This window comes from Oceaniglobus sp. K40-3 (genome assembly GCF_055808395.1).
Genome location: NZ_CM147868.1, coordinates 2,091,608 through 2,117,569, shown reverse-complemented (window position 1 = coordinate 2,117,569; position 25,962 = coordinate 2,091,608). Strand labels below are relative to the sequence as shown.

At 60.1% G+C, this 25,962-nt stretch carries 26 protein-coding genes, 2 tRNA genes and 2 pseudogenes; 20 read left to right on the top strand and 10 right to left on the bottom strand.

Annotated elements, in window-relative coordinates; genetic code table 11:
• The first annotated feature begins 314 nt into the window (after nt 1-314).
• A complete protein-coding gene (gene tkt / locus AC0L7P_RS10990; RefSeq protein WP_473432829.1) occupies nt 315-2,333 on the top strand; it encodes a transketolase in 2,019 nt (672 codons plus the stop codon).
• Nucleotides 2,334-2,612: 279 nt separating this feature from the next.
• Here tkt and AC0L7P_RS10985 read toward each other — a convergent pair whose 3' ends face one another.
• The 3 genes from AC0L7P_RS10985 to AC0L7P_RS10975 form a co-directional block, all read right to left on the bottom strand.
• Nucleotides 2,613-3,497 (bottom strand): AbaSI family restriction endonuclease, encoded by an 885-nt coding sequence (locus AC0L7P_RS10985; protein WP_473432828.1) that lies wholly within the window; start codon nt 3,495-3,497, stop codon nt 2,613-2,615.
• Between the two features lie 158 nt (nt 3,498-3,655).
• Nucleotides 3,656-4,738 (bottom strand): sensor histidine kinase, encoded by a 1,083-nt coding sequence (locus AC0L7P_RS10980; protein ID WP_473432827.1) that lies wholly within the window; start codon nt 4,736-4,738, stop codon nt 3,656-3,658.
• A 66-nt stretch (nt 4,739-4,804) separates the two neighbouring features.
• A complete protein-coding gene (locus AC0L7P_RS10975) occupies nt 4,805-5,161 on the bottom strand; it encodes a DoxX family protein (protein WP_473432826.1) in 357 nt (118 codons plus the stop codon).
• 126 nt (nt 5,162-5,287) lie between these two features.
• Between AC0L7P_RS10975 and AC0L7P_RS10970 the strand changes: the two genes are divergently transcribed.
• The 10 genes and pseudogenes from AC0L7P_RS10970 to AC0L7P_RS10925 all read left to right on the top strand — a co-directional run.
• Complete coding sequence (locus AC0L7P_RS10970) at nt 5,288-5,428, top strand: hypothetical protein (protein WP_473432825.1); 141 nt, start codon at nt 5,288-5,290, stop codon at nt 5,426-5,428.
• Between the two features lie 136 nt (nt 5,429-5,564).
• Entirely contained in the window at nt 5,565-6,566 is a 1,002-nt protein-coding gene (gene gap / locus AC0L7P_RS10965; RefSeq protein ID WP_473432824.1) for a type I glyceraldehyde-3-phosphate dehydrogenase, read from the top strand.
• 404 nt (nt 6,567-6,970) lie between these two features.
• The gene (locus tag AC0L7P_RS10960) at nt 6,971-8,464 is read left to right on the top strand and encodes a calcium-binding protein (protein ID WP_473432823.1); all 1,494 of its coding nucleotides are present in this window, start codon (nt 6,971-6,973) and stop codon (nt 8,462-8,464) included.
• A gap of 208 nt (nt 8,465-8,672) precedes the next feature.
• A tRNA-Leu gene (locus AC0L7P_RS10955) sits at nt 8,673-8,756 on the top strand.
• Between the two features lie 77 nt (nt 8,757-8,833).
• Nucleotides 8,834-9,277: a DUF6538 domain-containing protein gene (locus AC0L7P_RS10950; RefSeq protein WP_473432822.1), complete on the top strand. Its 444-nt coding sequence runs from the start codon at nt 8,834-8,836 to the stop codon at nt 9,275-9,277.
• Nucleotides 9,175-9,588 carry a site-specific integrase gene (locus tag AC0L7P_RS10945; RefSeq protein WP_473435540.1) on the top strand — a complete coding sequence of 138 codons (414 nt, stop codon included), beginning with the start codon at nt 9,175-9,177 and terminating at the stop codon, nt 9,586-9,588. Before AC0L7P_RS10950 ends, AC0L7P_RS10945 begins: the two co-directional genes overlap by 103 nt.
• Before the next feature lie 82 nt (nt 9,589-9,670).
• Nucleotides 9,671-10,876 carry a phage portal protein gene (locus AC0L7P_RS10940; protein ID WP_473432821.1) on the top strand — a complete coding sequence of 402 codons (1,206 nt, stop codon included), beginning with the start codon at nt 9,671-9,673 and terminating at the stop codon, nt 10,874-10,876.
• The gene (locus tag AC0L7P_RS10935; RefSeq protein ID WP_473432820.1) at nt 10,873-11,202 is read left to right on the top strand and encodes a gene transfer agent family protein; all 330 of its coding nucleotides are present in this window, start codon (nt 10,873-10,875) and stop codon (nt 11,200-11,202) included. Before AC0L7P_RS10940 ends, AC0L7P_RS10935 begins: the two co-directional genes overlap by 4 nt.
• Entirely contained in the window at nt 11,199-13,703 is a 2,505-nt protein-coding gene (locus tag AC0L7P_RS10930) for a phage major capsid protein (protein ID WP_473432819.1), read from the top strand. Before AC0L7P_RS10935 ends, AC0L7P_RS10930 begins: the two co-directional genes overlap by 4 nt.
• 16 nt (nt 13,704-13,719) lie before the next feature.
• Nucleotides 13,720-14,171: pseudogene (locus tag AC0L7P_RS10925) on the top strand (transposase); the annotation flags it as partial.
• 387 nt (nt 14,172-14,558) lie between these two features.
• Here AC0L7P_RS10925 and rlmB read toward each other — a convergent pair.
• On the bottom strand, nt 14,559-15,338 hold the full coding sequence (gene rlmB / locus AC0L7P_RS10920) for a 23S rRNA (guanosine(2251)-2'-O)-methyltransferase RlmB (protein WP_473432818.1): 780 nt from the start codon (nt 15,336-15,338) through the stop codon (nt 14,559-14,561).
• A 156-nt stretch (nt 15,339-15,494) separates the two neighbouring features.
• Here rlmB and AC0L7P_RS10915 point away from each other — a divergent pair.
• A tRNA-Tyr gene (locus AC0L7P_RS10915) sits at nt 15,495-15,578 on the top strand.
• A gap of 293 nt (nt 15,579-15,871) precedes the next feature.
• On the opposite strand, the gene AC0L7P_RS10910 is transcribed toward AC0L7P_RS10915, so the two are convergent.
• The 4 genes and pseudogenes from AC0L7P_RS10910 to AC0L7P_RS10895 all read right to left on the bottom strand — a co-directional run.
• A protein-coding gene (locus AC0L7P_RS10910) for an IS3 family transposase (protein WP_473432659.1) occupies nt 15,872-17,025 on the bottom strand; the annotation gives its coding sequence in 2 pieces (ribosomal slippage) (nt 15,872-16,776 and nt 16,776-17,025; 1,155 coding nt in all).
• Nucleotides 17,026-17,272: 247 nt separating this feature from the next.
• Entirely contained in the window at nt 17,273-17,503 is a 231-nt protein-coding gene (locus AC0L7P_RS10905) for a M10 family metallopeptidase C-terminal domain-containing protein (protein WP_473435442.1), read from the bottom strand.
• Entirely contained in the window at nt 17,482-18,456 is a 975-nt protein-coding gene (locus tag AC0L7P_RS10900; RefSeq protein ID WP_473435441.1) for a calcium-binding protein, read from the bottom strand. Before AC0L7P_RS10900 ends, AC0L7P_RS10905 begins: the two co-directional genes overlap by 22 nt.
• Before the next feature lie 126 nt (nt 18,457-18,582).
• A pseudogene (locus AC0L7P_RS10895) lies at nt 18,583-18,759 on the bottom strand (calcium-binding protein); the annotation flags it as partial.
• 252 nt (nt 18,760-19,011) lie between these two features.
• Between AC0L7P_RS10895 and AC0L7P_RS10890 the strand changes: the two are divergent.
• From AC0L7P_RS10890 to AC0L7P_RS10880, 3 genes are all read left to right on the top strand, one after another.
• The gene (locus tag AC0L7P_RS10890) at nt 19,012-19,299 is read left to right on the top strand and encodes a hypothetical protein (RefSeq protein WP_473432817.1); all 288 of its coding nucleotides are present in this window, start codon (nt 19,012-19,014) and stop codon (nt 19,297-19,299) included.
• A 526-nt stretch (nt 19,300-19,825) separates the two neighbouring features.
• Complete coding sequence (locus AC0L7P_RS10885; RefSeq protein ID WP_473432816.1) at nt 19,826-20,410, top strand: YdeI/OmpD-associated family protein; 585 nt, start codon at nt 19,826-19,828, stop codon at nt 20,408-20,410.
• 153 nt (nt 20,411-20,563) lie between these two features.
• Nucleotides 20,564-20,725: a hypothetical protein gene (locus AC0L7P_RS10880; protein WP_473432815.1), complete on the top strand. Its 162-nt coding sequence runs from the start codon at nt 20,564-20,566 to the stop codon at nt 20,723-20,725.
• A gap of 133 nt (nt 20,726-20,858) precedes the next feature.
• On the opposite strand, the gene AC0L7P_RS10875 is transcribed toward AC0L7P_RS10880, so the two are convergent.
• Both AC0L7P_RS10875 and AC0L7P_RS10870 read right to left on the bottom strand, forming a co-directional pair.
• Nucleotides 20,859-21,464, bottom strand: a complete 606-nt coding sequence (locus AC0L7P_RS10875) for a biotin transporter BioY (RefSeq protein WP_473432814.1) — start codon at nt 21,462-21,464, stop codon at nt 20,859-20,861.
• Between the two features lie 17 nt (nt 21,465-21,481).
• A complete protein-coding gene (locus AC0L7P_RS10870; protein WP_473432813.1) occupies nt 21,482-21,934 on the bottom strand; it encodes a DUF6314 family protein in 453 nt (150 codons plus the stop codon).
• A 126-nt stretch (nt 21,935-22,060) separates the two neighbouring features.
• Here AC0L7P_RS10870 and purB point away from each other — a divergent pair, with 126 nt between their 5' ends.
• The 5 genes from purB (at nt 22,061) to nthA (ending at nt 25,949) form a co-directional block, all read left to right on the top strand.
• Complete coding sequence (gene purB / locus AC0L7P_RS10865) at nt 22,061-23,371, top strand: adenylosuccinate lyase (protein WP_473432812.1); 1,311 nt, start codon at nt 22,061-22,063, stop codon at nt 23,369-23,371.
• Nucleotides 23,372-23,658: 287 nt separating this feature from the next.
• Nucleotides 23,659-24,621 carry a flagellar motor switch protein FliG gene (locus tag AC0L7P_RS10860; RefSeq protein WP_473432811.1) on the top strand — a complete coding sequence of 321 codons (963 nt, stop codon included), beginning with the start codon at nt 23,659-23,661 and terminating at the stop codon, nt 24,619-24,621.
• Between the two features lie 51 nt (nt 24,622-24,672).
• Nucleotides 24,673-25,032 carry a ScnB-like protein gene (locus AC0L7P_RS10855; RefSeq protein WP_473432810.1) on the top strand — a complete coding sequence of 120 codons (360 nt, stop codon included), beginning with the start codon at nt 24,673-24,675 and terminating at the stop codon, nt 25,030-25,032.
• Nucleotides 25,004-25,303 carry an SH3-like domain-containing protein gene (locus AC0L7P_RS10850; RefSeq protein ID WP_473432809.1) on the top strand — a complete coding sequence of 100 codons (300 nt, stop codon included), beginning with the start codon at nt 25,004-25,006 and terminating at the stop codon, nt 25,301-25,303. The genes AC0L7P_RS10855 and AC0L7P_RS10850 overlap by 29 nt, the downstream gene beginning before the upstream one ends.
• Before the next feature lies 1 nt (nt 25,304).
• Nucleotides 25,305-25,949 (top strand): nitrile hydratase subunit alpha, encoded by a 645-nt coding sequence (gene nthA, locus AC0L7P_RS10845; RefSeq protein ID WP_473432808.1) that lies wholly within the window; start codon nt 25,305-25,307, stop codon nt 25,947-25,949.
• Nucleotides 25,950-25,962: the final 13 nt, after the last annotated feature.

The following is a 25,962-nucleotide window of genomic DNA, read 5'->3' as shown; positions in this document are numbered from 1 at the left end:
TCTGCGGACTCCGGCTCTGGTGGGGGGCCGGGCGTTGCAGGGTGGTCACATGGGTGGAAATCCGGTCAAGTGCTGCGGAAATTCGCCGCTCCAGCTCACTCATGTCATTCATGAAATCCGTCCTTGTTCCTGCCTGCTGCAGAATCGTTTCTTATGCTGTCAGCACCATTTAACCCCAAGTCAAACCCGAATTCAGCCCCCAACCTGCGATTTGAGCGCCAAAGCCCCCCGTTCGGCCGCCCGCACGCTTGAACTTAGCCCCCGGGCTGCTATCACCCGGGCAAGCCCCGATCAGATTCATGAAGGACAGACCCATGGACATCGCCACCCTGCGCGCACAGGCGCCAGACCACTGGAACCATGCCGCCGCCCTGCGCGTTCTGGCGCTTGATGCTGTCGCCGCTGCCAACTCCGGGCACACCGGAATGCCGATCGGCATGGCAGACGTGGCAACCGTGCTGTTTTCAAAGCACCTGAAATTCAGCGCCGCCAACCCCAACTGGCCCGACCGCGACCGGTTCATCCTGTCGGCGGGGCACGGCTCCATGCTGCTTTATGGGCTGCTGCACCTGACCGGTTACGCCGATATGACCATCGAGCAGATCAAGAATTTCCGCCAATGGGGTGCCATCACCGCCGGCCATCCCGAATATGGCCACGCAACGGGCATCGAAACCACCACCGGCCCGCTGGGTCAGGGGTTGGCCAATTCCGTCGGCTTTGCCATCGCGGAAGAGGCCTTGCGCGCCCGGTTCGGAAAAAAGATCGTCGATCACCACACCTTTGTCATCGCCGGTGACGGCTGCCTGATGGAAGGCGTCAGCCAAGAGGCAATCGCCCTTGCCGGGCGGCAGCAGTTGGGCAAGCTGATCGTGTTCTGGGATCACAACAATATCACCATCGACGGCAAGGTCAGCCTGGCCGACAACACCGATCAGGAACAACGCTTTGCCGCCTCTGGCTGGCATGTTCAGGCGATCGACGGCCACGACCCCGAGGCGATCGATGCCGCCATCGCCGCCGCCAAGGCCAGCGACAGGCCGTCGATGATTGCCTGCAAGACCCATATCGCCTTTGGCACCACGGCGCAGGACACCTCAAAGGGCCACGGCGCGCTGACCGATCCCGCATTGATCGAAGCGGCGCGCGAAACCTGGGGCTGGCCCCATGGCCCATTCGACATCCCGTCGGATATCAAATCATGGTGGGAAGGTGTCGGCCGGCAAGGCGACAGCGCCTTTGACCAGTGGCAGGACAATCTGGCCGGGCTGTCGGACAACCGCCAGGCCCTGTTCAACCGTATGTTCGACATGGAAGCGCCGAAAAAGCTGGCCAGCACCATCCGCGCCCTGAAAAAGCAACTGAGCGAAAGCGCCCCCAAGGTCGCCACCCGCAAAAGCAGCGAGATGGTGCTTGAGGTGGTCAACCCGATCATGCCCGAAACCATCGGCGGCTCGGCTGACCTCACGGGCAGCAACAACACCCTGACGGCGGATCTGGGCATATTCGACACCGACAACCGCAAGGGCCGCTATATCCACTTTGGCATTCGTGAACACGGCATGGCGGCGGCGCTGAACGGGATGGCGCTGCACGGTGGCGTGCGCCCCTATGGCGGCACCTTCATGTGTTTCACCGATTACGCCCGTGGCGCGATGCGGCTTTCGGCGCTGATGGGGGTGCCTGCGGTTTACGTGATGACCCACGATTCCATCGGCCTTGGCGAAGACGGCCCGACCCACCAGCCGGTGGAACATCTGGCCATGCTGCGCGCCACGCCCAACATGCACGTGTTCCGCCCCGCCGACAGCATAGAAACCGCCGAGGCCTGGGAACTGGCGCTGACCACCACCACCAACCCATCGGTTCTTGCCCTGTCGCGGCAAGGCCTGCCAACGGTGCGCACCGAGCACAAGACTGCCAACCTGACCGCCAAGGGCGCCTATGTGCTGGCCGAGGCCGGGGAAAAGCGGCGCGCGATCCTGATGGCCACTGGCTCGGAAGTGTCCATTGCGCTGGCGGCGCGTGACTTGCTCGAGGCCGAAGGCATCGGCACCCGCGTTGTCTCCATGCCCTGCTGGGAGCTGTTCGAACAGCAGGACGAAGCCTACCGGCGCAAAGTCCTGCCCGCAGGCCCGGTGCGCGTCGCTATCGAGGCCGGCGCGCGGTTCGGCTGGGACACATGGCTGTTTGGCGAACGGGGACGGCGCGAAAAGGCCGATTTCGTCGGCATGCAAGGCTTTGGCGCCTCCGCCCCCGCCGAAACGGTTTACGAGAAAATGGGCATCACCGCGCAAGCAACCGCCGAAAAGGTCAAGGCGCTGCTGGGCTGAACGACAGGCGGGCGGTTCATTGAGCCGCCCGCCAAAACCTCATCTGATCGCGGGTTGTATTTGGTGCAACAGACGCATCACGGCTTTTCGCTATCCGCTGCAAGAGAGCCAATGTTCCGTACACCGAGCGGGTCAAATCGGTCGCTATTGGAGCCGGTTCATAACTGTGATTTCACATCAGTCCCTACCCAGAAAAAGCCTGTTATTTCTGACTGTGAAGGGCGATCCCCGTAGGGTGACATCGGCTGGAATATAAGGCCGCCAATCGTCTTCGAACTGTCAACGATGAACCTTCTCGCACGTCGCAACCCGATCAAAAGTAATAACCTCCGGATATTCTTCTGATAGTCTTGGCTGAAAGGTGCCAACATATCGAAGCAAGTTGTACCCAAGTGCATCTTTTGCCTTTGCAAAGACGATGGCCCTTCGGTTCGGTTGCTCACTAATGTCCCGTCTTTGCTTTTCGATCGATGCCCTTCCATCAGAGTTGATTGCCCTCTCATGGATTTCTTTCCCATCTTCCGAAAGTTCATTCCGCCACATGCCGTGCTCGAACAACCTTGGGAACCACAAATAGTTGTTGGAGCCATCCGGAATTGTCCATGCACCTTTCTGCCAGCCGTTGCCCTTAAACCCGAAGCATCGCATAGCGTCGACCTGCGTCCGAAACACGACATTGTCCGAGACTTTCACAACCCCACGCTCGATCACCGGTTCAGGCGAGTATCGCGTTTCGTAATTCCAAGGCACAAAACCAGATTTCATCATCTCTTCTTTTTGGTCTTGTATTTTCTTAACGAATTCATCCACTTCATTTCTGATTTCAGACAAAGATTTGGGAGTTTCGCCTTCCTTCTGGGTCTTCAATCTATCGATTGTATGTCCTGTCACCAAAACAAGGTCTCGAGTCCGAAGCGTATCCTTCTGTTTAGCGATTTCCTCCTCATGGGGCGGCTCATCAATTTCAAGATGAAGATTGAATTGTGGAAAATATAGGTCAGTTAGCGCGTAGGTACCGTCTTCCTTTCGTACATATTGCTGCGTCACAAACTCAATTTCGTCATCGTCCAGCACATGTATAATCCGTGAAATAATAAAGAATTCCCATTTTTTGTTTCGAATTTTCTGGAGACTGCGCAGTATATAATCGGTCTTCGTTAGCATTTTGGCATTCCTCAGAGTGGTATTAGAAATCTCTAACGTAATTTATTTGGTAGGCATCAACAATGCCATTGATTTGGCTCACCGAGGGATGAAATCCTAAACTAGGAAATCTGATGCTGTGGGACTCTGTTGCGTAAAGCGCACACCCCCTCTGCCCCCTACACCTCGAACCGCAACACCCCGACCGTTCCCTGTGCCACGTCTTCGCGCGTGTAACTGCCGCCCAGTTGATCTGCCGAGGCGTCGATTACGGCGAGGCCGAGGCCGCCGGGGCGGCGGTGGTCGATGGGGAAACCCACGCCGTCGTCCGCCATGCGCAGGGCAAACCCGCCCTGCCCGTCCGGCCCGCCGGTCACGCTGACCCGGCCGGTTTTCCCATCGGGAAAGGCGTGTTTCAGGGCATTTTGCACAAATTCATTCACCACCACGGCCACCGCTGCCGCACGCTTTGAACTGACCATCACCGGCGCGATATCAATGTGCAGCGTCACCCCTTCGGGGCGCAGGGCACAAAGGCTGTCGGCGACCCGGGCGATATAGCGCGCCAGATCCACGGAATCCGTGGCATTGGAGCGGTACAATTGATCGTGCAGCGCCGCGACTGTCTCAATCCGCTGGATGACCGTTTCAAGCGCCGTCTTCACCTCGTCCGACACGCCGGAACGGGCCTGAAGCCGGGTCAGGGACACCACCGATTGCAGCGAATTCTTCACCCGGTGATCGACCTCGCGGCGCAACACATCGGCCTGATCCAGGGCGCGGCGCAGCTCAATCTGTTTCATCACCTGCCGCGCCAGCACCCGGAGCGCCTGACGCTGCACGTCGTTCAGGTTTCGCGGCTTGTGATCCAGCACACAAAGGGTGCCGATGGGCAGCCCCTCTTCGGTCAACAGTTGCGCCCCGGCATAAAACCGCAGCCCCGGATCGCCCTGACACAGCACGTTGTCCTGCATCCGTCCATCGCGCAGGGTGTCGTGAATTTCCACCAGAGGTTCGTCAAGGATGACATGCGAACAGATCGACGTATCCAGCGGCGTTTCCCGCACGCCCAGCCCGACCTCGGCCTTGAACCACTGTCGGTCCTCGTCGATCAGGTTGATCACCGAAATCGGCGCATCGCACAACACCGACGCCAGCAGCGCAACATCATCGAAATCCTTTTCCCGTTCGGTATCCAGAATGCCAAAACTGCGCAACGCGTTCAGGCGTTGTTCCTGCAATGGGTGTTGTGACGCGATCATGTTTTCCGCCTGAATTCAGTAAGACGGCGATTTTATCGCAACCAATACGAATGTGAAGGGCCAACTTTACCCGGGGCGCGGCGGTGTGGCCCCGGAAAGCACCAGAAACCCGCCGGCAAGCGCCCAGTTCTTGAAGAAAATCGTCATCTGCCAGGGGTCGTCAGGCAGAAAGTGAAACCAACTGGTAAAAATACAATAACCCGCCAGCGCAAACCCCAGCGGGCGCAGCCACCACCCCGCAATCAGCGCGACACCGGCAACGGCATTGAACACCAGCGCCGGCCAGATCAGCCATTCCGGCAATCCCTTGCCCGCCAGCAGCCCCATCACCGCCCCCGGGTCCAGCGCCTTTTGCGCCGCGCCCCCAAGAAACAGCAGCGCCATCAGGCACCGCCCGGTTATCCACGCCCATCGCTCCATCATCTTGTCTCCGTCCGGTCGCCCGACACTGCCCCCTGCCCGCATCACACGCAAGCACCGTCAGGGCTGGCCCCCACCCGGGGTTTCTGGCAGATTGCGCACCAGCGGACGCAGGATCAGGAACCACCTATGACAAATGCCATTGCCATCGGGATTGTCATCACGATCCTGGCACTGATCGGGCTGGACCATTGGTATGATACAGGCATTGTTGTTTTTCTCGGGCGCAAATTCGTCGATCTGGTGCTCTATGTGGCATTCTGGCGGTAATGGGCGCCCTGCCCCGTCTCTGCCCGGTTGACCTTCGGGGAATTTTCCACAACTTAACGCCAACCTCATTGCCACCGGGGCGCCGGGCGTTTCATCCGGCCCCCACCGTGAACCGACACACCACAGGAGAACTTCAATGACCGTCAAAGTTGCCATCAACGGATTTGGACGCATCGGGCGCAATGTCTTGCGCGGCATCATCGAGTCGGGCCGCACCGATATCGAAGTCGTCGCCATCAACGATCTGGGCCCGGTGGAAACCAACGCCCACCTGCTGCGCTATGACTCGGTGCATGGCCGGTTCCCCGCCAAAGTGACCACCACCGAAGACACCATCGACGTGGGTCGTGGCCCGATGAAAGTGACCGCCATCCGCAACCCCGCTGACCTGCCCTGGGGCGATGTGGACATCATCATGGAATGTACCGGCATTTTCACCAGCAAGGAAAAGTGCCAGGCGCATCTGTCGACCGGCGCCAAGCGGGTTCTGATTTCCGCCCCCGGCACCGATGCCGACAAAACCATCGTTTACGGGGTGAACCACGACACGCTGACCGCTGATGATCTGATCGTGTCCAACGCCTCTTGCACCACCAACTGCCTGTCGCCGGTGGTTAAAGTGTTGAACGACACCGTCGGCATCACCAAAGGGTTCATGACCACGATCCACAGCTATACCGGCGATCAGCCGACGCTGGATACGATGCACAAGGATCTGTACCGCGCCCGCGCGGCGGCCCTGTCGATGATCCCGACATCCACCGGCGCGGCCAAGGCCGTTGGTCTGGTCCTGCCCGAACTGAACGGCAAGCTGGACGGTGTGGCGATCCGCGTGCCAACCCCCAACGTTTCGGTTGTCGATCTGACGTTCGAGGCATCGCGCGCCACCACCATTCAGGAAGTCAACGACGCCATCCGCGCCGCTGCCGATGGCCCGCTCAAGAATGTTCTGGGCTATACGGATGAACCGCTGGTCAGCAGCGATTTCAACCACGACCCCCATTCCTCGGTGTTCCACATGGACCAGACCAAGGTGCTGGACGGCAACATGGTGCGCATCTTGACGTGGTACGACAACGAATGGGGCTTTTCCAACCGCATGGCCGACACCGCGGTCGCCATGGGCAAACTGCTCTGATCCGCTGATCACCCAAGGGGCGCTTTTCACCGGGCGCCCCATTTGCAACTGAACCAGTGCCCGCGACTCTGCCGTCAATTTCTCGTTAGGGATAGGCGATCACCGATAGGGCGCCGCCATCAGAAACCCTGATCCCATGCTGTCCGCCAACCATATGCGGCGCCTGCCGCCCGGCAGATCGGTCTGACGGCGGCGATCGAAAACGGTCCCTTGCAGACTCCGCTTGTTTTCCGGGTGCGCGATGATCTGGTTGAACCAAGTGGCCAACCGGGTGATGCTGGCCTGACCGGGCTGTCACGCACCGGGTTCGGCAATCGCGTTTTTTCAGTGCCAGTTGGGGCCGGAAGAATGAAAAGCCACTTCGTTGCGATTGCAGTTTGGTTTTGTATCCAAGGGGTCAGAGTATGGACGATTTTGCAGATGACGCATCGACAACAGGGGCGGTAAGCGACGGCGGGTCCGTCAGCGGAGTCCTTGAGGTCACGTTTGACAAGGATTGGTTTCGCATCGAAATGCTGGCCGACAGGGTCTATGATATAACGCTTACCGGTGCCGCTTCCCCCTCAATGTTAAACGTTTACAATGCCGATGGCGTTTACCAGCCCGGATTTCAACTGCCTTACGCCGCGTCCGACGGACGCACCCAAGAATTCCTTATCCCCCAAGGGTCCGACACCTATTACATTGAGGTCGTCAACGTTTATGACAACATCGGTTCCTACACCCTATCCGTAAACTCTGCGCCAAGCTTTTTTGGCACCGACGGCAATGATAGTCTTGATGGTTCGCCAACCCAAGCCAGTTACATGGATGGTGGGGGCCGCAATGACCTGCTGAATGGCGGTTCGCAAAACGATACAATGTTGGGCGGCTTTGGACAGGATACATTGTATGGTTTCGCCGGGTCGGATCAGATGTTTGGCGGGAACGGCCATGATGTCCTTATCGGGGGCGATGGGACCAGCAACATCATGCGGGGCGACGCCGGGAACGATTACATCAGAGGAAGCGCGACTGGCGACGACAATATCATCGGCGGGACGGGCGATGATCGCATCCTTGGCGTTGGTGGCAACAACACAATCTGGGGCGGTGACGGCAGCGATGTAATTATCGGCGGAACCGGCGCCGACAGGATATTTGGCAATGGCGATGGGAACGAATTTGTCGTTACCGGCGGACCCGGCACAGATACAATTTACGGCGGTCCGGGAGGAGATATCATTTTTGGCGGCGGCGGCAGTTCCATTCTTGGCGGCCTCGGCGACGACACCGTGATCGGCATATGGGGCGACGACACCATATTGGGCTGGCGCGGCGACGACAGCATTGAAGGCGCCGGCGGTGATGACATCCTTTTGGGGCAATTCGGCAATGACGTGATCGAAGGCGGCGCCGACGATGACCTGATCGGTGGCGGCGAAGGCAACGACCGGGTATTGGGCGGCGATGGCAATGACACGCTTTATGCGGGATACGGCGACGCCGATACCGTTGAGGGCGGAACCGGGGATGATATCATTCACGGTGGCCCCGGTCACAGCATCCTCAACGGCGACATTGGCGCGGATACGATCATCGCGGGTTTCGGGCAGGATGTCTTGACCGGCGGGGCGGGCGCCGATGTGTTTGTGTTTGAACACAGATGGGATATCTCGACCGCAGAAACCCGCGATGCAATCATGGATTTCACCATCGGTGTCGACAAGATCAACCTCGAAGCCCTGAACACCCGGTTCAACGGGTCAGACGGCTTTGTGGGCGGCGGCGTTGCGTCGTTCTATCATGCGACGCAAGAGTCTCTGGTGGTTGGGGATACCGACGGCGATGGGCAGGCCGACTGGTCGTTCGAACTTCATAACAGCGGCGCATTATCAGCGTCGGATTTCCTGCTCTGACAGGGCGCTTTTGCAAATCAGCACCACGCGCCCTGCCCTGCGGCCTGACCGGCCAAGGCGAAAAGCCAACGTCGGCCAGCGCCTTGGCGACCGCCGCAGAACAATTCCCGGACGCGCGGCGAAAATTGCGCAATTCGCCCTCGCCTTGCGGCCCGGGCTTTGCTACATCCAGCGCGTCGCAGGCCGGGTTTCGCCGTGCGGCGAACGTGCGGGTGTGGCGGAATTGGTAGACGCACCAGATTTAGGTTCTGGCGCCTTTGGCGTGGGGGTTCGAGTCCCTTCACCCGCACCACCTTATCCCGTTGAAATTAAACAAGGCTCTAATGCCATTCTGCTGTCACAAACCATGTTACAAAATGAGCGACGGATATGGCTGGCAAGGTGCGGCACCTACTGAATCGCAACGGCAGATATTTTGCCCGTCTGGTGATACCGAAAGACCTCCGGCGGCACATGGGTGGCAAGACCGAACTGCGAACTGCGCTAGGTCCAAACTATCGTTCTGCCTTGCGCCTGCTGCCGGGTGCCGTAGCTGAACTACAGCACAAGATCGCCCTAGCAGAGCGTAGCGCCGCAGGTACGCAAGGCAGGACGGTGATGTTGAACCGGTATCCTCTGGCCGCTGATCAGTTGGCGTTCCGTAACTATCAGGATCGACTGGCCCTTGATGAATACGCAAAGAGGATATCACCAAGGTTGGCCCAACTTGGGTGGCACGGATCACGCCCGATGCTGGCACGGTCAAGGCCGGTGGATATCGTGATGTCCCATTGCATCCCCAGTTTATCGACGATGGGTTCGGAGACTTTGTAGAAGCCGCGCACCCCGGCCCGCTGTTTCATAACGCGACCGACCCGAAGAATTTTCAACGTGCCGCGATGGTCGCATCTGGCAAGCTGGCAGACTGGTTACGCCTAAGCGGGTTGCGACCCGAGGGATTGCAGCCGAACCACGCCTGGCGGCACAGGCTCAAGACAACGTGCCGCGAACTCGGAATTTCTGATCGGGTGGTGGATGCTATCCAAGGTCACGCTGGCAAGACCGCTGCCGATCACTATGGCGACGTGACCCTGAAAACCAAGATCGACGCCATCGCCCGCCTGCCGGAATATCTGCTGAAATAGATTTGTTATAATATAACATTCTTCTTTCCAGCCGATTTGCACTGCGCTATATCCACAACACTCTGTTGTAGATTGGCACCGCATGGCATTCGATAAGATCAAGACCGCGTTCGGCTTCAAGCCCGAACAGATGGCGATCACGCTAACCGACCCCGAGGCTTTCGGGCTGTTTGGTGCGACCCCTACCGCGTCCGGTATCCACGTTTCGCCGACCTCTGCCCTGCGCGTCCCTGCCGTCGCCTGCGCGGTGTCCCTGATCGCTGAAAGCGTTGGTTGCCTGCCCGCCAAGGTCTATCAGCGCGACGACAAGCAAGCCGCCAAGGACCATCCGGCCTATCGTCTGACCCACGAAGCTGCAAACGACTGGACCTCTGCCGAAGCCCTGCGCGCCGCCCTCACAACCGACGCCCTGCTGACCGGCAACGGATATGCCGCAGTGACCCGCCTTGGCGATGGCACCCCTTTTGAGTTGCACCGGCTGGACCCGCACAAGGTGCGCCAGGATACAGCCGCAGACGGCGAACCGGTCTATACGATCCGCACAGATGCTGACGACACGATCCACAGCTACCGCGACGTGCTGCACATCCAGCCGTTCGGCGGCGTGTCACCGATCACGCTGGGCCGTGAGGCCATTGCGCTTGCCCTCGCCTTTGAACAGCACATTGGCAGTCTGTTCGCTAACGGTGCGCGTCCCTCTGGAATCATCCGGTCTGAAAAGGTGCTGGATAACGAGGCGAAAAAGAAGATCGCGGGTTCGTGGTTCAACACCCACGGTGGCAGATCGGCAGGCGGCACCGCGATCTTGGACGAGGGAATGACCTACGATCAGTTAAGCATGACGCTGGCCGACACTCAATTCGCGGACAATCGCATAGAACAGATCAGAGAGATCGCCCGCGTGTTCCGGGTGCCCCCGACGATGCTCTTTGAACTGACGGGCGGCACATGGTCGAACACCGAAGAAATGGCCCGTCAGTTTTACGCCATCACGCTCAAGCCATGGCTGACAGCCTGGGCATGGGCTTATGCGCGGTGCCTGCTGACCCCCGAGGAACGCGCCAGCTACTACGTTGAGTTTGTCACCGACGACCTGCTGACGACCGATCACGCCGCCCGTGCCACGGCATACAGCCAGTATCGCAGCATGGGTGCGATTACCGCTAACGAGGTGCGCAGCGGCCTGAATCTGACCCCGCGCCCCGATGGTGACAGCCTGGCGAACCCCTTCACCACATCCGGCAAATCGGAAACTGTTTCCGATTCCACACCCGAGGCAGGCCAATGAACGAGATCACCCACAAGGGTTTCTTCGGTGATGGCGAACACGTCTTCGCCCTGACCGACCCCATGATCACTGAACTTGAGCGGATCACCGGTCAGGGCATCGGCGCACTGTATCAACGCGCGGTCAGGATGGAATTTGCCGGTTCTGACCTCGCACAGATCATCCGGATTGGTCTGATCGGTGCAGGCATGGCCCCGCAAGAGGCGCACACCCTGGTGCAGGCCTACGCGACCGACCGCCCCATGTCCGAAACCTTCCCGCTTGCCCTCGATATCCTGGATGCCCGGTGGAACGGGATTCAGGAAACAAAAGGTGAATCTGCATGACCACCCGGCTTGAAGTCAAGGCACAGCTTACCGTCGATCAGGATACCGGCGAAATCGAAGGTATTGCGTGGCCCTTCGCAACAGCGGATCGCGTGGGTGACATGATCACGAAAGGCGCGTTTGCCAGCGCCGTCATGCCTGTCCCAATGCTGTTCGGCCACGACCAGAACGACCCGGTAGGCGCGTGGGAATCCGCCGAAGAGCGCGAAGACGGCCTGCACATAAAGGGCCGTCTGCTGATCGCCGATCTTCCCCGTGCGCGTGAGGTGCAAGCCCTTGTGCGATCCGGTGCCGTGCGCGGCTTGTCTATCGGTTTCCTGACACGCAAAGCGGTGAAGCGCCCCAAAGGCGGGCGCACCATTTCCGAACTCGAATTGCTGGAATGCAGCCTTGTCGCCATTCCCTGCCATCCCGGTGCGCGTGTCGCGTCGGCGAAGTCCGCTGTTCGGGCGCTTCAGCTCGCAACGGCAATCAACCGCGCCACGGCGCACCTTATGAGGAACGAGATCTTGAAACACATCTCCCCCACGGCCTTCGCCGTCCTGGACCGCAAGTCCGAGGAAGAGACCCCCGACGATATCGTAACGAAGGCACTGGCCGACTTTACCGCCACGGTGGAAGACCGCCTGAAAGCCGTCGAAACCAAGGCCGACTCGAAAGCACTGGCCGACCGTCTCGACAAGATCGAAGCCAAGGCCAACCGTCCGCAGAATCTTTCCACCCCCGCGCTGACGACCGGCACCGACAAGAAGGCGTTCGCGAACTACCTGCGCAGCGGTGACGCAACCGAGATCAAGGCCTTGAGCGTTGGCACCGGCACAGGTGGCATTCTTGCCCCCGAAACTGTCAGCACCACCATTCTTGAGAAGATCGCGGAATTTAGCCCGGTTCGTTCGGTCGCGCAAACGATCCAGATGAACGGCCCGCTGCTGCAACTGCCCCGGCTTGTTACCGAAGTGAATCCCGCCGCTGTTGCCGAAGGTGCCGCCAAGCCCGAAAGCGAACCGACCTTCGAACAGATCGACGTGAAGCCCTTTGAAATGGGCGTGATCGTTCCTGTTACCAAGACGCTGCTGGAAGATGCCCACGTCGATTTGTCGGCCTATCTGGCCGGTCATATCGCCCGCCGGTTCGGCCAGAAAGAGGCCGGATGGTTCATCAACGGCAATGGCACCACGCAGGCCGAAGGTATCCTGACCTCTGCCGAGGTGACGGAAAACGAGGTGGCCGCGATCAACGCCGATGCAATCGTCGATCACTTCTACAGCATGGCTACGGCTGCCGAGAACATGCGCGACAGCTACGGGAAGGCCGGAGACAGCGCCCCTGCCATGTTCAAGCGCCTTGGCCCCGGTCTTGCTGGTGGTCTTGCCGGTGCCGTGACCATCGGTGCGTTTGATGCCGTCGCGGATCGTATGCGCGGTATCGTCAAAGAGACTGCCGAGATCGGAGACGCCGCAGCCCGTGCTGGCGTAAGTATTGAGCGTTTTCAGGAGTTGAAATTCCTGGGCGATCAGAATCGCGTGGGTGTGGATGCCCGGACCGATGGCTTGAAGGAACTTTCCCTTCGGGCTGACGAATTTGTCGTCACCGGTCAGGGAAGCGCCGCCGATGCCTTCAAGCGCCTTGGCTATGGCGCAACCGAACTCAAGACGAAGCTGGCCGACCCCAGCGACCTGTTCCTTGAAATCACCGGACGGCTTGAAGGTCTGGACAAGGCCGCGCAGATCAGGATTGCCGACGAAGTGTTCGGCGGCACCGGTGGCGAACAGTTTGTGCAGTTGCTTGGGCAGGGGGAAGCCGCCTTGCGCAAGACGATGCAACAGGCCCGCGACTCGGGCGCTGTTCTGGATAAAGAACTGATCGAAAAGGCCGCAGAGTTAGATCGCCGGTTTCAGGCATTGCAGACGCGGATAAGCGGGTTCTTCGAGGAATTTGCCGTCGGTGCGGCAGACACTGCCGTCAAGATCGTAACCTTGCGCGCCGATATTGGAGACCTGTTTCGCACTGCCGATCAGGGCGAAAAGCTGCTTGGCGATGGCGTAAGCGATGCCCTCAAGAAAGACAGCGAAGCGGTAAAGGCCCATGAAGCCGAGATCGCCGCACTGCGCCGCGTCTATGAAGGTCTTGGCACCGACGCCGACACCCTTTCTGGCCAGCTTATGCAGGCCGCAGCGCAGTTGCGCACCTGGGGCTATGATCAGGCCGCCGACGATCTTTTGGCCGCTGCTGATGCTATGCGCAACCTTTCCGGCCAGATGGGAGCAGGCACGATCAGCGCAGACGACTTTGAGGTGCAGCTACAGGCAACTGCCGAGGCTGGCCGTGCCGCGTTTCTTGAGGTGTCAACAATCAACACAGCCGAGTTTGGCGGCGTTATCGCCGGTCTGGGCGGTCTGATAACGAGGCTGGCGCAAGCTGCACAGAAGGCTAGGGAATTGCGCGCAGCCCTTCCCGGTGCGCCCCCTGACGGCTCAAGCGACGGTGACATCACTGCGTGATGCACTGCCGGGCAGTGTGCTGCCCGACCTTCTGAACCAGATTCCCGGGGACGAGCAGATCGGCACGGTCACCGCCCCCTCTCGGCCGATTGCTCCGCAATCGCCTGCCGGGCAATGGACGGCGCCTACGACACGCGCCGCTGCCACAAGGCCATCAGCGAACGCGGCGCCGTCCCGATCATCCCGATCCGAAAGAATGGGCGAGCGTGGAAAGAAGACTGTCCGGCAGCACGCGTCCGAAACGAAACGCCACGGGCGACCCGACACTATGGCAGGGCGTTCCGGAAGCGGTGGACAGGATACCACGCCCGCAGCCGGGTCGAGGCGAAAATGCGTTGCCTCAAAGCCTTCGGCGAGCGTATCGCCGCAAAAGACCCCGACAGACAGACCGCCGAAATCCACATCCGCATCGCCCTCATGAACCGCTTCTCGGCCCTCGGCACCGCCGAGATCCTTCGCGTCGCATGACGTCAGTGGGGAAAGGGAAACTCACACCTCAAGAGAGAGTTCTGCAACAATGCCTCCCAGATCGGCAACCTTCCCAAGACAATACGGTTCGATCGTGGCCCATTGCGCGCCGGTTAAAACTCTTCGGGTCAAGGCTGCTCTCCTCTGTTTGCAACTTTGAATCAGAAGTCAGGTGATTTGGGAATCCTGAACGTCAACAGCCCCTAGTTAAGTATATAGGCCCCAAAAAAAACGCCCGAAGATTGCTTCGGGCGCAAGTTCGGAACGAGGGACAGTGAAGGACTTTGCGGGGGTTCCGGCCCCGCGTCCTGATTGTGATATGGGGGCCACGGCGGGCAGAAAAAGACCCACTCTCTGTTTTGTGACCACCGCGCGATTCGGGCATGATTACCGCTGTGACGCGGCATAAAGCGCGACCGCCGCCGCGTTTGATACGTTCAGCGACCCAAACCCCCCTGCCGCCGGAATCCGCACGACTGTGTCACAGGTGTCGCGGGTCTTTTCGCGCATACCCGGCCCCTCGGCCCCCAGCACCAGCGCAACGGCGCGCCCGGCAAGAGGCGTCAGCGCCTCACCCAGCGTCCCCTCGCCCGTGCCATCCAGCCCGATCAGCGTGTATCCCATGGCCCGCAGCCGCTCCATCGCGTCGGCCAGGTTGGTGACCCGCAGATAGGGTTGCCGCTCCAGCGCCCCCGAGGCCGTTTTTGCCAAGGCGCCGGTTTCGGGCGCCGCATGACGGGCCGGGGCGATCACCGCGCAGGCACCGAACACCTCGGCGCTGCGCAACACCGCGCCTACATTGTGCGGATCGCTGACCCGATCCAGCACCACCACCAGGGGCAACCGGCCATCGGGGGCGATACAGCAATCCTCAACCGACCCCCAGTGCAGCGGCTTTACCTCAAGTGCTGCCCCCTGATGCACCGACCCGGGATCAAGGGGTGCGGAAAATTTGCGCGGGTCCACCACCTCGGGGTCAATTCCCGCCGTGGTCACCGCATCGCCCAGCCGATCCAGCGCGTTGCGCGTCACCACCAGCCGCACCCGCACCCGCGCCGGGTTGAGCAGGGCATCGCGCACCGCATGCAGCCCGAACAGCCACACCGTCGCCGCCGCTGCCGCCCGCTTGTCGCGCTCTTTCTCGACCACCCACTTTGGTTTTTTCATCTCGGACCGCCTCTGCAACCTTTCCCCTGCCCTAGCCTGAATGCGCCGCCAACGCCAGAGGATGCGCATGTCACACGCTTCGGTGCATTTCCCGCTTGACGCTGAAATCCAGCGCCGGTATCCACCCCCACGCTGACCCGGTCATCCGGTTCACGTGGGCGACAGGCCGCAAGGTGTGGCAGGGGACTGTAACTCCCTCGCGGAGACGCACGCCAGGTTCGATTCCTGGGTCGCCCACCATTAAAAAATCCAACCTATTGTTTTTGCAGGTAAATATTGCGCGCCCAGCGACCTAGCCGCCAACCTATGCGCCAACCCAAGAACGGTTAGTATTAGGTTAGCACTCTCCAGTTCAATGCACGCCTCCAGTCGTTCAGGCAGTGTCAACCTGGGTTGATGATGCGTTTTACACCGAGTTCGATGGGATACACACTGCCCAACTGAAATCAATTGTCCCACGCTACAGTGCTTCCGTGTAACTAGAACATGGGTCTCACCGCGTGGACCTGACCTGCCCCCCGGTCGTCCCTCATTCATAACGAGAGTCCTTGGGTTTGATAGTCGTCGATTTCGGGTGTGGCAAGCGCGCCGGGCGCGGTGCCATCATGTAGGTCAAGCGCCCGGCGCGCTTCTGCTGGGGTCTTGTTGCCGAGCGATGAGTGTGGCCTGACGTTGTTGTAATCGTAGCGCCAGAGGGCCAGCGTTCGGCGGGCATCTGCCAAGGTGTCGAAGATCTCTTCGTTCAGGCATTCATCGCGGAGGCTGCCGTTGAATGACTCGATGTAGCCGTTCTGCTGCGGCTTGCCGGGATCGATGTAATGCCACTCGACCTTGTTGTCGTTTGCCCATTTCAGGATCGCTTTGCTGGTAAACTCGGTGCCATTGTCCGAGACAATGCAGGCGGGCCTCCCATAGATCCGGACCAGCGCATCCAACTCCCGTGCGACCCTGGCCCCGGAGATGCTCGTGTCCGGGACCAGGCATAGGTTTTCGCGGCAGCAATCGTCGTTCACAGCCAGGATGCGGAATTTGCGACAGGCTCCGAAGGTGTCGGACAGGAAGTCCAAGGACCAGCGCTGGTTCGGGCGCAATGGCACTGGCATCGGTGTGCGGCTGCCTCGCGCCCGTTTCCGGCCTCTACGGCGGCGCACTGACAGACCCTCTTCCCGGTAAATTCGGTAAAGTTTCTTTTCGTTCATAATCATGCCCACGCGCTCCAGCAGGACGCCAATGCGCCGGTAACCGAACCGGCGCCGTTTCTCAGCAATCTTGTTCATTTCCAGGCGGACCTCCGGATTATCGGGCGATCTTTCGCGCCGCACGGTCTTGGGATCGACACCGATCAGGACGCAGACCCGGCGTTGAGAGATCGGATGATCCCGCATCGCCCGCAGCGCTGCGTCCCGCCGTTGCATCGGCGTCGTCAGGGCTTTCCCAGGAGATCCTTCAGCACAACATTGTCCAGCATGACATCTGCCACTAGGCGTTTCAGCTTCGCGTTCTCATCCTCGAGCTGCTTCAGCCGCTTAGCATCGGACAAATCCATCCCGCCATACTTGGCCTTCAGCTTGTAGAACGTCGCAGGGCTCAGGCCATGCTTCCGGCACAGATCAGCGGTTGGCAAACCAGCCTCCTGCTCTTTGATCATCCCGATTATCTGCGCATCGGTAAAACGGCTTTTCCTCATCTCGTCTGCTCCTTCAGGTTGGGCAGACTCTACATCAGATTGAGGGAACTTCCGGGGGGCAGGTCAGAGCCTCTGCGGCATCACCCAAGATTTGTCCGCGCCGGAACAACCCCGGCTTGCGGACCAGATTCACAAGGGCGAAGCAAGCGATTTGACCTCAGCACTGGAGCACAGCGCCTCCTTCGAGCACCATGCCCATCCCCCCGCAGCAGGCAGCAGTCGGCCAAAGTGTCATGAGACTTCGGTGTCAGAGAATGAAATCGCTGGCCGTCACGGTCGGATCACCAAGAAGTTCGATGGCAAAATCGTTGATCCCGTCGCCATCCAGATCACCCATCACAAAGCCGGGGACATAACGCAGTTCACCCGCTGTACCGCTGAATGCGGTATCGCCGATGAACGTCATGTTCAGGGCGCCAAGGTCGATCTGGTCGCCCCCGGCAGTGAAATCGGTGATCACATCACGCTCTGAGTCCAGCCCAAGCGTGGCTTCGCGGTTGAATACGAAAATATCTGCGTCAGCCCCCCGGTCATTATGTCCTGCCCCGTGCCGGAAAAGATCATGTCGTCACCAGTGCCGCCATAGATACGGTTGTTACCCGCCCCGCCGATGATCACATCATTCCCTTGGCCGCCGCCAGCCAGATCGTCACCAAACCCGAGATAGATCTTGTTCTGACCGTCGCCGCCAAAGATCGTGTCGTTATCCGCGCCACCCGCAAGGAAATCAACGCCAGTACCGGCATAGATCAAGTCATCGCCGTCGTTGCCCAAAAGCACATTTGCCCCGGTGCCACCGCCATAGATCGTTTCCCCGACGATTCCACCCTGTACAGTGTCGTTGCCATACCCCCCATAGATTGTGATAGCCGCCGCGTCGCTGCCTGCGAAATCATCGCCCTGACCGGCATTGATCATATCATCCGCATCAGCGCCGAAGATGTGGTCATTGCCCGAGCCGCCTGCGGCAATGCCCCCGCCCGCGTTCGTATAGATCACGTCATCGCCAGTATTGCCGAACAACTGGTTGCGCCCTGCATCGCCATAGAGCGTGTCGCTGCCATAGCCGCCCCGCACTGTGTCATTGCCGAGGCCAGCGTTCAGCACATCCGCCCCAAAAGAGCCATAGATCAGGTCGTCACCAGCGCCTCCGTCCACGCTGTCGTTGCCATTGCCTGCATAGATCCTGTCGGCTCCCTCACCACCCTGGATCGTGCCGCCGTCATCGCCGCCCTGCACCATGTCATTGCCAAGGCCAGCATCAATTACGTTCGACCCAGCAGAGCCATAGATCAGGTCGTCGCCAGCGCCTCCGCCCACACTGTCGTTTCCAGTGCCTGCATAGATCGTATCGGCCCCGTCACCACCCTGGATCGTGTCGTTGCCCGCGCCACCACCAACGAAATCGCCGACAGCACTTGCGAAGATCATATCTTCACCGTCATCGCCGTACAATTTGTTGTGGCCCGCACTGCTGTGGATCACGTCATTGCCATCGCCACCGTAAACCGTATCGCTACCAAGCCCACCGTCGAGACTGTCGTCGCCACGCCAACCGTCGAGGCTGTCGTTCCCACCCTCGCCGAATATCGAGTCGTTTCCGGAACTCCCGTCAAGACTGTCATCGCCCTCCCCTCCAAAGAGCCTATCATCCCCAGATTGGCCGTTGATCCGGTCGTTTTTCTGACCCCCAGTCAGTATATCGTCGCCCCCCAAACCATATATCGTATTCATGGACGTCAAGTTGCCAGTGAGGATATCATCCTGTTGAGTCCCGGACATCCTGAATCCCAAGTTCAACACCTCGAACGTGTAACTTCCGGTTTGAGATTCGGGACGGTCAGAACCCCTGATTTGCGCGGCGACATAATATGTCCCTGCGTCGCGGAAAAAGACCTCTCTGGAATAGTGGGGGAATTCTTCTGCAATCAGGTCGCCAGAGGCGGTATAGACTTCGACGTAAAGAGGGTATGGGCCAAGTTCACCATGAGCAATGAGTTCTATGTAGTTTGGGATATCAAACGTAACAATTTGATCCTTGGCCACTTGCATCTGAAACCAATCCACGTTGCCAGAGATTTCAAAGTTACCCCCGGCGGTACCACCAACGTCAATTCTGCCTTGGGTCGTTACATCGTCGGGATAGTCATCCATTGGTCGGCCTTCATGTTACTTGTGTTTAGCTTTCAGCGCGTCCGCACTCTTCAGGCTGACAACCAATTGCGAACAGACCTTGTCAAAGGTTGTGATCGGTTGCTTGCAAAGTCCGATTGAGAAATCCGAGGAGCATCCCTTGACCCACGTTCACCAGGTCAGTTGTCCATTATGCGTTGTTGCATGCACTGGCCATCAGTTCAACGGCCTGAACCTGCCCTGCATCAAGCCATGTCCAGAGAAGCCGCCCGGCAGAAAACGGTCATGACCAGCATCCACAAGGCAGCGTTGCCGCTTGTGCTTGCACTGACCCAAAAGCGCGTGCCCATCAAAGACCGGCGTGATGCCCTGGCATCCACGCAGCGCGCCCTGGGGTGCGTTTTAAGGGCACGGCTGCTCTGGGGCGCGCCACCCGGGCCGTTGCCATTCGCCAAAACGTTTCGCCCCTGAACGCCCAGATCAAGCATGTTTTGTAAGGGCGGGTCAGGGGGACATCCAATCACCAGATCAGACATTGCAACGTCGCTGAACGCACCGTCCGACCCGCACTCAGATCTTCACAGATGGCAAGAGGCGCCCCCCACGCGCCTTTGTCGTCGCGGGGGCCTGTGCTATGGTGCGCAAATATCCCAACGCAGGATGTCCAATGTCGAACACTTCTCAAGTTTCCGCCTTGCTGGCGCAAGAAAACTGGCACGGCGAACGCAAGGCGTTACGGGCACTGGCGCTTGGGTGTGACCTTGATGAGGCGGTGAAGTGGGGCAAGCTCTGCTATTCCTTTGGGGGTGGCAATGTCGCCATTATTTTCACGATGAAACAATATTGCGCGCTGGGTTTTTTCAAGGGCTCACTGCTGACGGATACGCAGAATGCGCTGGTGGCGCCGGGCGAACATTCGCAGGCCATGCGCCAGCTTCGGTTCACCAATCTTGATGAAATCACCAACGGCGAAGCTCTGATAAAACAGTATATCGCACAGGCGATTCAGCTTGAAAAAGATGGGCGCGGTGTGGCCTTTGTTGAAAAGGAAAACCTTGCCTATCCCGATGCGTTGCAGGATGCGCTGGATGATGACCCCCGGTTTGCCGAGGCGTTTGGCGCGCTCACGCCCGGGCGGCAGCGCGGCTATGTTCTGCATTTCTCGGGCGCAAAACAGGCCAGCACCCGCGCCGCGCGGGTAGCAAAGTGCAAGCCTGCGATCCTCAACGGCAAGGGATTGAACGACCGCTGACAGCGTCCAAATCCGTAAACAAGCAACCGGCTCCGCCCTGCATTTTCTGCATAGCAGCATTCGAAACCTGTGCGTTGTGAGGCGCTAACATCGGGTCCATCTAGGGCGTGCAGGCAACGGATGTCTGCACCAAAGTACCCGAAAGGAAACACAATGAGCCTCTATCGTTCCCTGCGCAATGCGGCCGCCAAACGTGCCGCATATCGTCGTACGGTTGCCGAACTTTCTGCCCTGCCCCTCGACGTGGCGCTTGATCTGGGCATCTATAAGGGCGACGCCCGCAAGATCGCCCAAGCGGCCGTTTATGGTGCCTGAGACCACAGGCCAAGACCACACCGACCCAGCAACATCCTGAACCGGGCAAGCCAGAACAGCTTGCCCGTTTTGCGTTTCGCCAACGAAAAAGGGCGCAGCCTGCGCCACGCCCCGATCGCAAATTGTTAAAAAATCAGCCGCGTGCGCGCCCGACCAGCGCCCAAAGACCGGGCAGAACACCCGCCGCCAGCGCCAGTTTCAACCCATCGCCCAACAGGAACGGCGTCAGGCCCCAAGCCAGAATCGGCTTGTCCCAACCGTAAAGCTGGCCCAGCCACAACAGACCGGGGATATAGAGAATGACATTGCCGATCAGCATCGCCAGCGCCATCCGGCCCATGGATTTGTCCCAGCCGCGCCGCGCCATCAGGCCCATGGCCAGCGTCGCCAGAACATAGCCCACCAGATAACCGCCGGTGCTGCCCATCATATAGCTCAGTCCGCTCAGCTCGGCGGTGGAGCTTTGAAAGATGTCAAACCCAAGCGCGCCGATGATCATGTACCCCATGATCGTGGTCAGGCCCAGGCGCGGGCCATAGGCCGCAGCGATCGACAGCACCGCGAACGTGCCCATGCCGATGGCAACCGGGCTGCCCGGCACCGGCACCTTGATCTTGGCCATCACGGCCAATGCCGCGATTCCGGCAATCACCAGAACCACCTGTTTGATCCGCAAAAGCGTGCCTTCCGAGGGGCCGAAGGCCTCGATCAGAACGCGGTCGGTTGTCGTGTTGGCCATCTTGATGGTCCCTCCGATTATATATTCCCCCGCGTTTCTGCACCAGCAAAGGCCGTATCGCAAGGCTCATAGAGCGAGGTCATGCAATAGGCCTTGCGTGGCCCGCTGACCTGCCAGACCGCGCGCCACCGGGGCCAGCGCATGAAATCATACTGCACGACATAGGTGTCAGGCGCGCAGGCATGGGTATCGCCCGGGATCGCTGCGCCCGGATCAAACCGGTGAAAGGGCCGCCCGTCTGCGAAAAACACTGCAATCCCGGCGCCATCCACCCGCCAGAAATAGCGGCGCGTCGCCTGCACCGGGGCCTGTCCGGCCAACCGCAGCGCCCCCTTTTCATCATAGCACAACCCATCGGCATCCGGGATGAACATGGCCTGCCCGGCAAGATGCGCCTGTTGCCCGCTCAGCGCGTCGTCGATCTGGCGCGTCAGCGCCCAGCACCCGGCAAAATCCGCCAGCGCAATCATCGCTGAACCGCCGCAGATACCCTGTTTGCAACCTCAAAGCCGCACACCATGCCACCGCTCCCTTGCCGCGCCTGTTGCAGCAGTCTAAGACCGCGCCAACCCCAGTTCCACCCGAAAGGCCCCGCGATGATCCCGCGCTATTCCCGCCCCGATATGGTTGCCATCTGGTCGCCCGCCACGAAATTCCGCATCTGGTACGAAATCGAGGCCCACGCCTGCGATGCTCAGGCAGACCTTGGGGTGATCCCCGCCGACAGCGCCGCCGCCGTCTGGAAGGCGAAAGACGTGGAATTCAACGTCGAACGCATTGACGAAATCGAGGCGGTGACCAAGCACGACGTGATCGCCTTTCTCACCCATCTTGCCGAAATCATTGGCGAAAAAGAGGCGCGTTTCGTGCATCAGGGCATGACCAGCTCGGATGTTCTGGACACCACGTTCAACGTGCAACTGGTGCGCGCCGCCGACATTCTGCTGGCCGATCTCGACGCCCTGCTTGATGCGTTGAAACGCCGCGCGCTGGAACACAAAGATACGGTGCGCATCGGGCGTTCCCACGGGATTCACGCCGAACCCACCACCATGGGCCTGACCTTTGCGCGCTTTTACGCCGAAATGGACCGAAACCGCACCCGCCTGCGCGCCGCCCGGGCCGAAGTGGCCACCGGTGCAATTTCCGGCGCCGTCGGCACCTTTGCCAATATCGACCCGGCGGTCGAAGAACACGTCTGCGCAAAAATGGGCCTGACCCCCGAGCCGATTTCAACCCAGGTGATCCCGCGCGACCGCCACGCCGCGTTTTTCGCATGCCTTGGGGTGATCGGCAGCAGCATCGAAAACATCGCCACCGAAGTGCGCCACATGCAACGCACCGAGGTTCTGGAGGCCGAGGAGTTCTTCTCCAAAGGTCAAAAGGGCAGCAGCGCCATGCCCCACAAACGCAACCCGGTGCTGTCGGAAAACCTGACCGGGCTGGCCCGGCTGGTGCGCATGGCCGTGGTGCCGGCGATGGAAAACGTCACCCTCTGGCACGAGCGTGACATCTCGCATTCTTCGGTCGAGCGCAACATCGGCCCCGATACCACCATCACGCTGGATTTTGCCCTTGCCCGCCTGACCGGCATGATCGACAAACTGGTGATCTATCCCGACAACATGCTGGCAAACATGAACAAATTCCGTGGCCTGGTGATGAGCCAGCGGGTGCTTCTTGCCCTTACACAGGCGGGTGTATCGCGCGAGGACAGCTATAAACTGGTGCAACGCAACGCGATGAAGGTCTGGGAACAGGGCGCCGATTTCAAGACCGAGCTTTTGGGCGACGCGGATGTCACCGCCGCCCTGTCCCCCGCCGAAATCGAAGAGAAATTCGACATTGGATATCACACCAAACATGTCGATACGATCTTTGCCCGCGTCTTTGGCAAAACCGCCTGACCAACCGGCAAGGAGTTGACCGGCGACGGATTTTCCCTCTCTGTCGCCGGTCTTTTTCGGTTCCACCGCCAAATGATGTGAACTTTGGCCCGCTTCGGAACGACCTGTTAACCGATCTCTGTCACACCTTGTCCGATATCCTGACCGCGCAAAAGGCCGTGACGTGACAACAGACCTGACCCTGCCATCCCCCTCCGTCGCCCCCCCGCCAACGCGCCCCTCATGGGCGGCTCACCGGGCTTCAGGCCGGGTCGGGCCTGAATCGTCGGCAAAAGGCCGCCATCGTCGTGCGCCTGCTCTTGGCCGAAGGCGCCAGCCTGCCCCTTGCCGATCTGCCCGAACCGCTTCAGGCCGAACTCACCACTCAGATGAGCCAGATGCGCTATGTTGATCGCGCCACCCTCAAATCCGTGATCGAGGAATTCGCCAATGAACTCGATTCAATCGGTCTCGCCTTTCCCGGCGGCTTGGAAGGGGCGCTTTCACTGCTTGAAGGGGTGATCAGCCCGGATATGGCCGCGCGCCTGCGCAAACAGGCCGGGATGGTGTGGTTCAACGACCCGTGGGAAAGTCTGGCCAATTTCGACACCGATCACCTGTTGCCGCTGATGGGCCGCCAATCCCCCGAGGTGGGCGCGGTGCTGCTCTCAAAGCTCAGCGTCACCAAAGCCGCTGAAATCCTTGGAAAACTGCCGGGCGACAAGGCGCGCCGCCTGACCTTTGCCATGTCCGAAACGGCGGATGTCGATCCTGACACGGTGCGCCGGATCGGGTTGTCGCTGGCCGCCGAACTCAAGGCCGAACCACCCCGCGCCTTTGCCACCGGGGCCGTGGCCCGGGTCGGAGCGATTCTCAACGTGTCGGCCACCGCCACCCGCGACGATGTGCTGGCCGGCCTTACCGAAGACGACGCCGCCTTTGCCGACGAAGTGCGCCGCGCGATTTTCACCTTCCCCGACATTCCCGCCCGGATCAAACCCCTTGATGTGCCGGCAATCCTGCGCAACGTCCCACAGGAAAGCCTGATCGCCGTGGTCGCCAGCGCCGATGCAGCCACCTCCGGGGCAACGGAATTCCTGCTCGAAAACATGTCCAAACGCCTGGCCGGCACCCTGCGCGACGAGGCGGGCGAATCCGGCCCGGTAAAACTCCGCCAGGCCGATGCCGCGCGCACCGAGGTATTGGCCGCCATCCGCGCCCTGCTGGACACCGGTGAAATTCAGCTGGTCAGCGATGAAGAGGATGGTTGACCGTCCCATTTGCCGGTGGACAGCCCAAAACTCCGCCCCTAACCTGCGCCCATGAAACTCACAGACAACAAACGCTGGCACGACATGGGGGGCGATCCCGCCGATCCCCTGCCGTTGCACGGTGACCGCCCCGTCGAACATGATTTCGCCCTTTGGGAAAAACGCGTCGATGCCCTGATGGTGCTGATGACAACCAAGGGCCATTTCACCGTCGATGGATTGCGCCGCGTGATCGAGGATATGGGGCCAGAGGCCTTTGAAACCATGTCATATTATGACCGCTGGGTCGCCTCGGTAAACCAGAATCTGGTCGAATCGGGGGTCTATACCCTGGCTGAGCTGGGCGAAAAGATGGAACAGGTGGCACGGCGTGGTCCCACCTATGGGCAGGCCTCTCTTGCAGGTGCTTGACGCCGCACCCGGCGCCCCCGTGCGCGTGCGCGCCATGCAGCCGCCGGGCCACATCCGCACGCCACATTACCTGCGCGGAAAAACCGGGGTGATCGAACGCCGCCTTGGCCCCTTCGGCAACCCCGAACAACGCGCCTATGGCCTGCCCGGCGATCCGCTGCCGCTCTATCGGGTGCGCTTTACCATGGCCGAGGTTTGGGGCAATCGCGCCGAACGCCCCGACGACACGCTTGACGCCGAAATCTATGGCCACTGGCTGGAGCCTGCCTGACATGCCCCACGATCATAACGACCACGACCACCTCAGCCCCTCGGGCCACCCCTACCGCGCCGACAACGACACGGCCCTCACCTATTGGCAGTGCATGGAAATCGCCATGCGCGAACTGTTGATCGAGAAGGGCGTGACAACGACCGCCGAGATCGCCGCCCAGATCGACGCCATGGATGCCCGCAGCCCCGCCGACGGTGCCCGCGTCGTCGCCCGCGCCTGGGTTGACCCGGCGTTCAAACAGCGCCTGCTGGCCGATGCATCCGAGGCCAGCCGCGAAATGGGGTTCGACATCGGCGCCCTGCACCTGATTGCTGTGGAAAACACCGAACACCTGCACAATGTCATCGTCTGCACCCTGTGCAGTTGTTATCCCCGCAACCTGCTGGGCCTTGCGCCTGACTGGTACAAAACCCGCGAATACCGCAGCCGCGTGGTGATCGAACCGCGCCGGGTGCTTGCCGAATTCGGCCTTACCCTGCCCGATACCACCATGATCCGGGTCCATGATTCCACTGCCGACATGCGCTATATCGTGATTCCGGCCCGCCCCGCAGGCACCGACGCGCTAAGCGAAGCACAGCTCGCCACCCTCGTCAGCCGCGATTCCATGATCGGCACCGCAGTGGCCAGCGCCCCGGCCTGAGGTCAACTTGCCC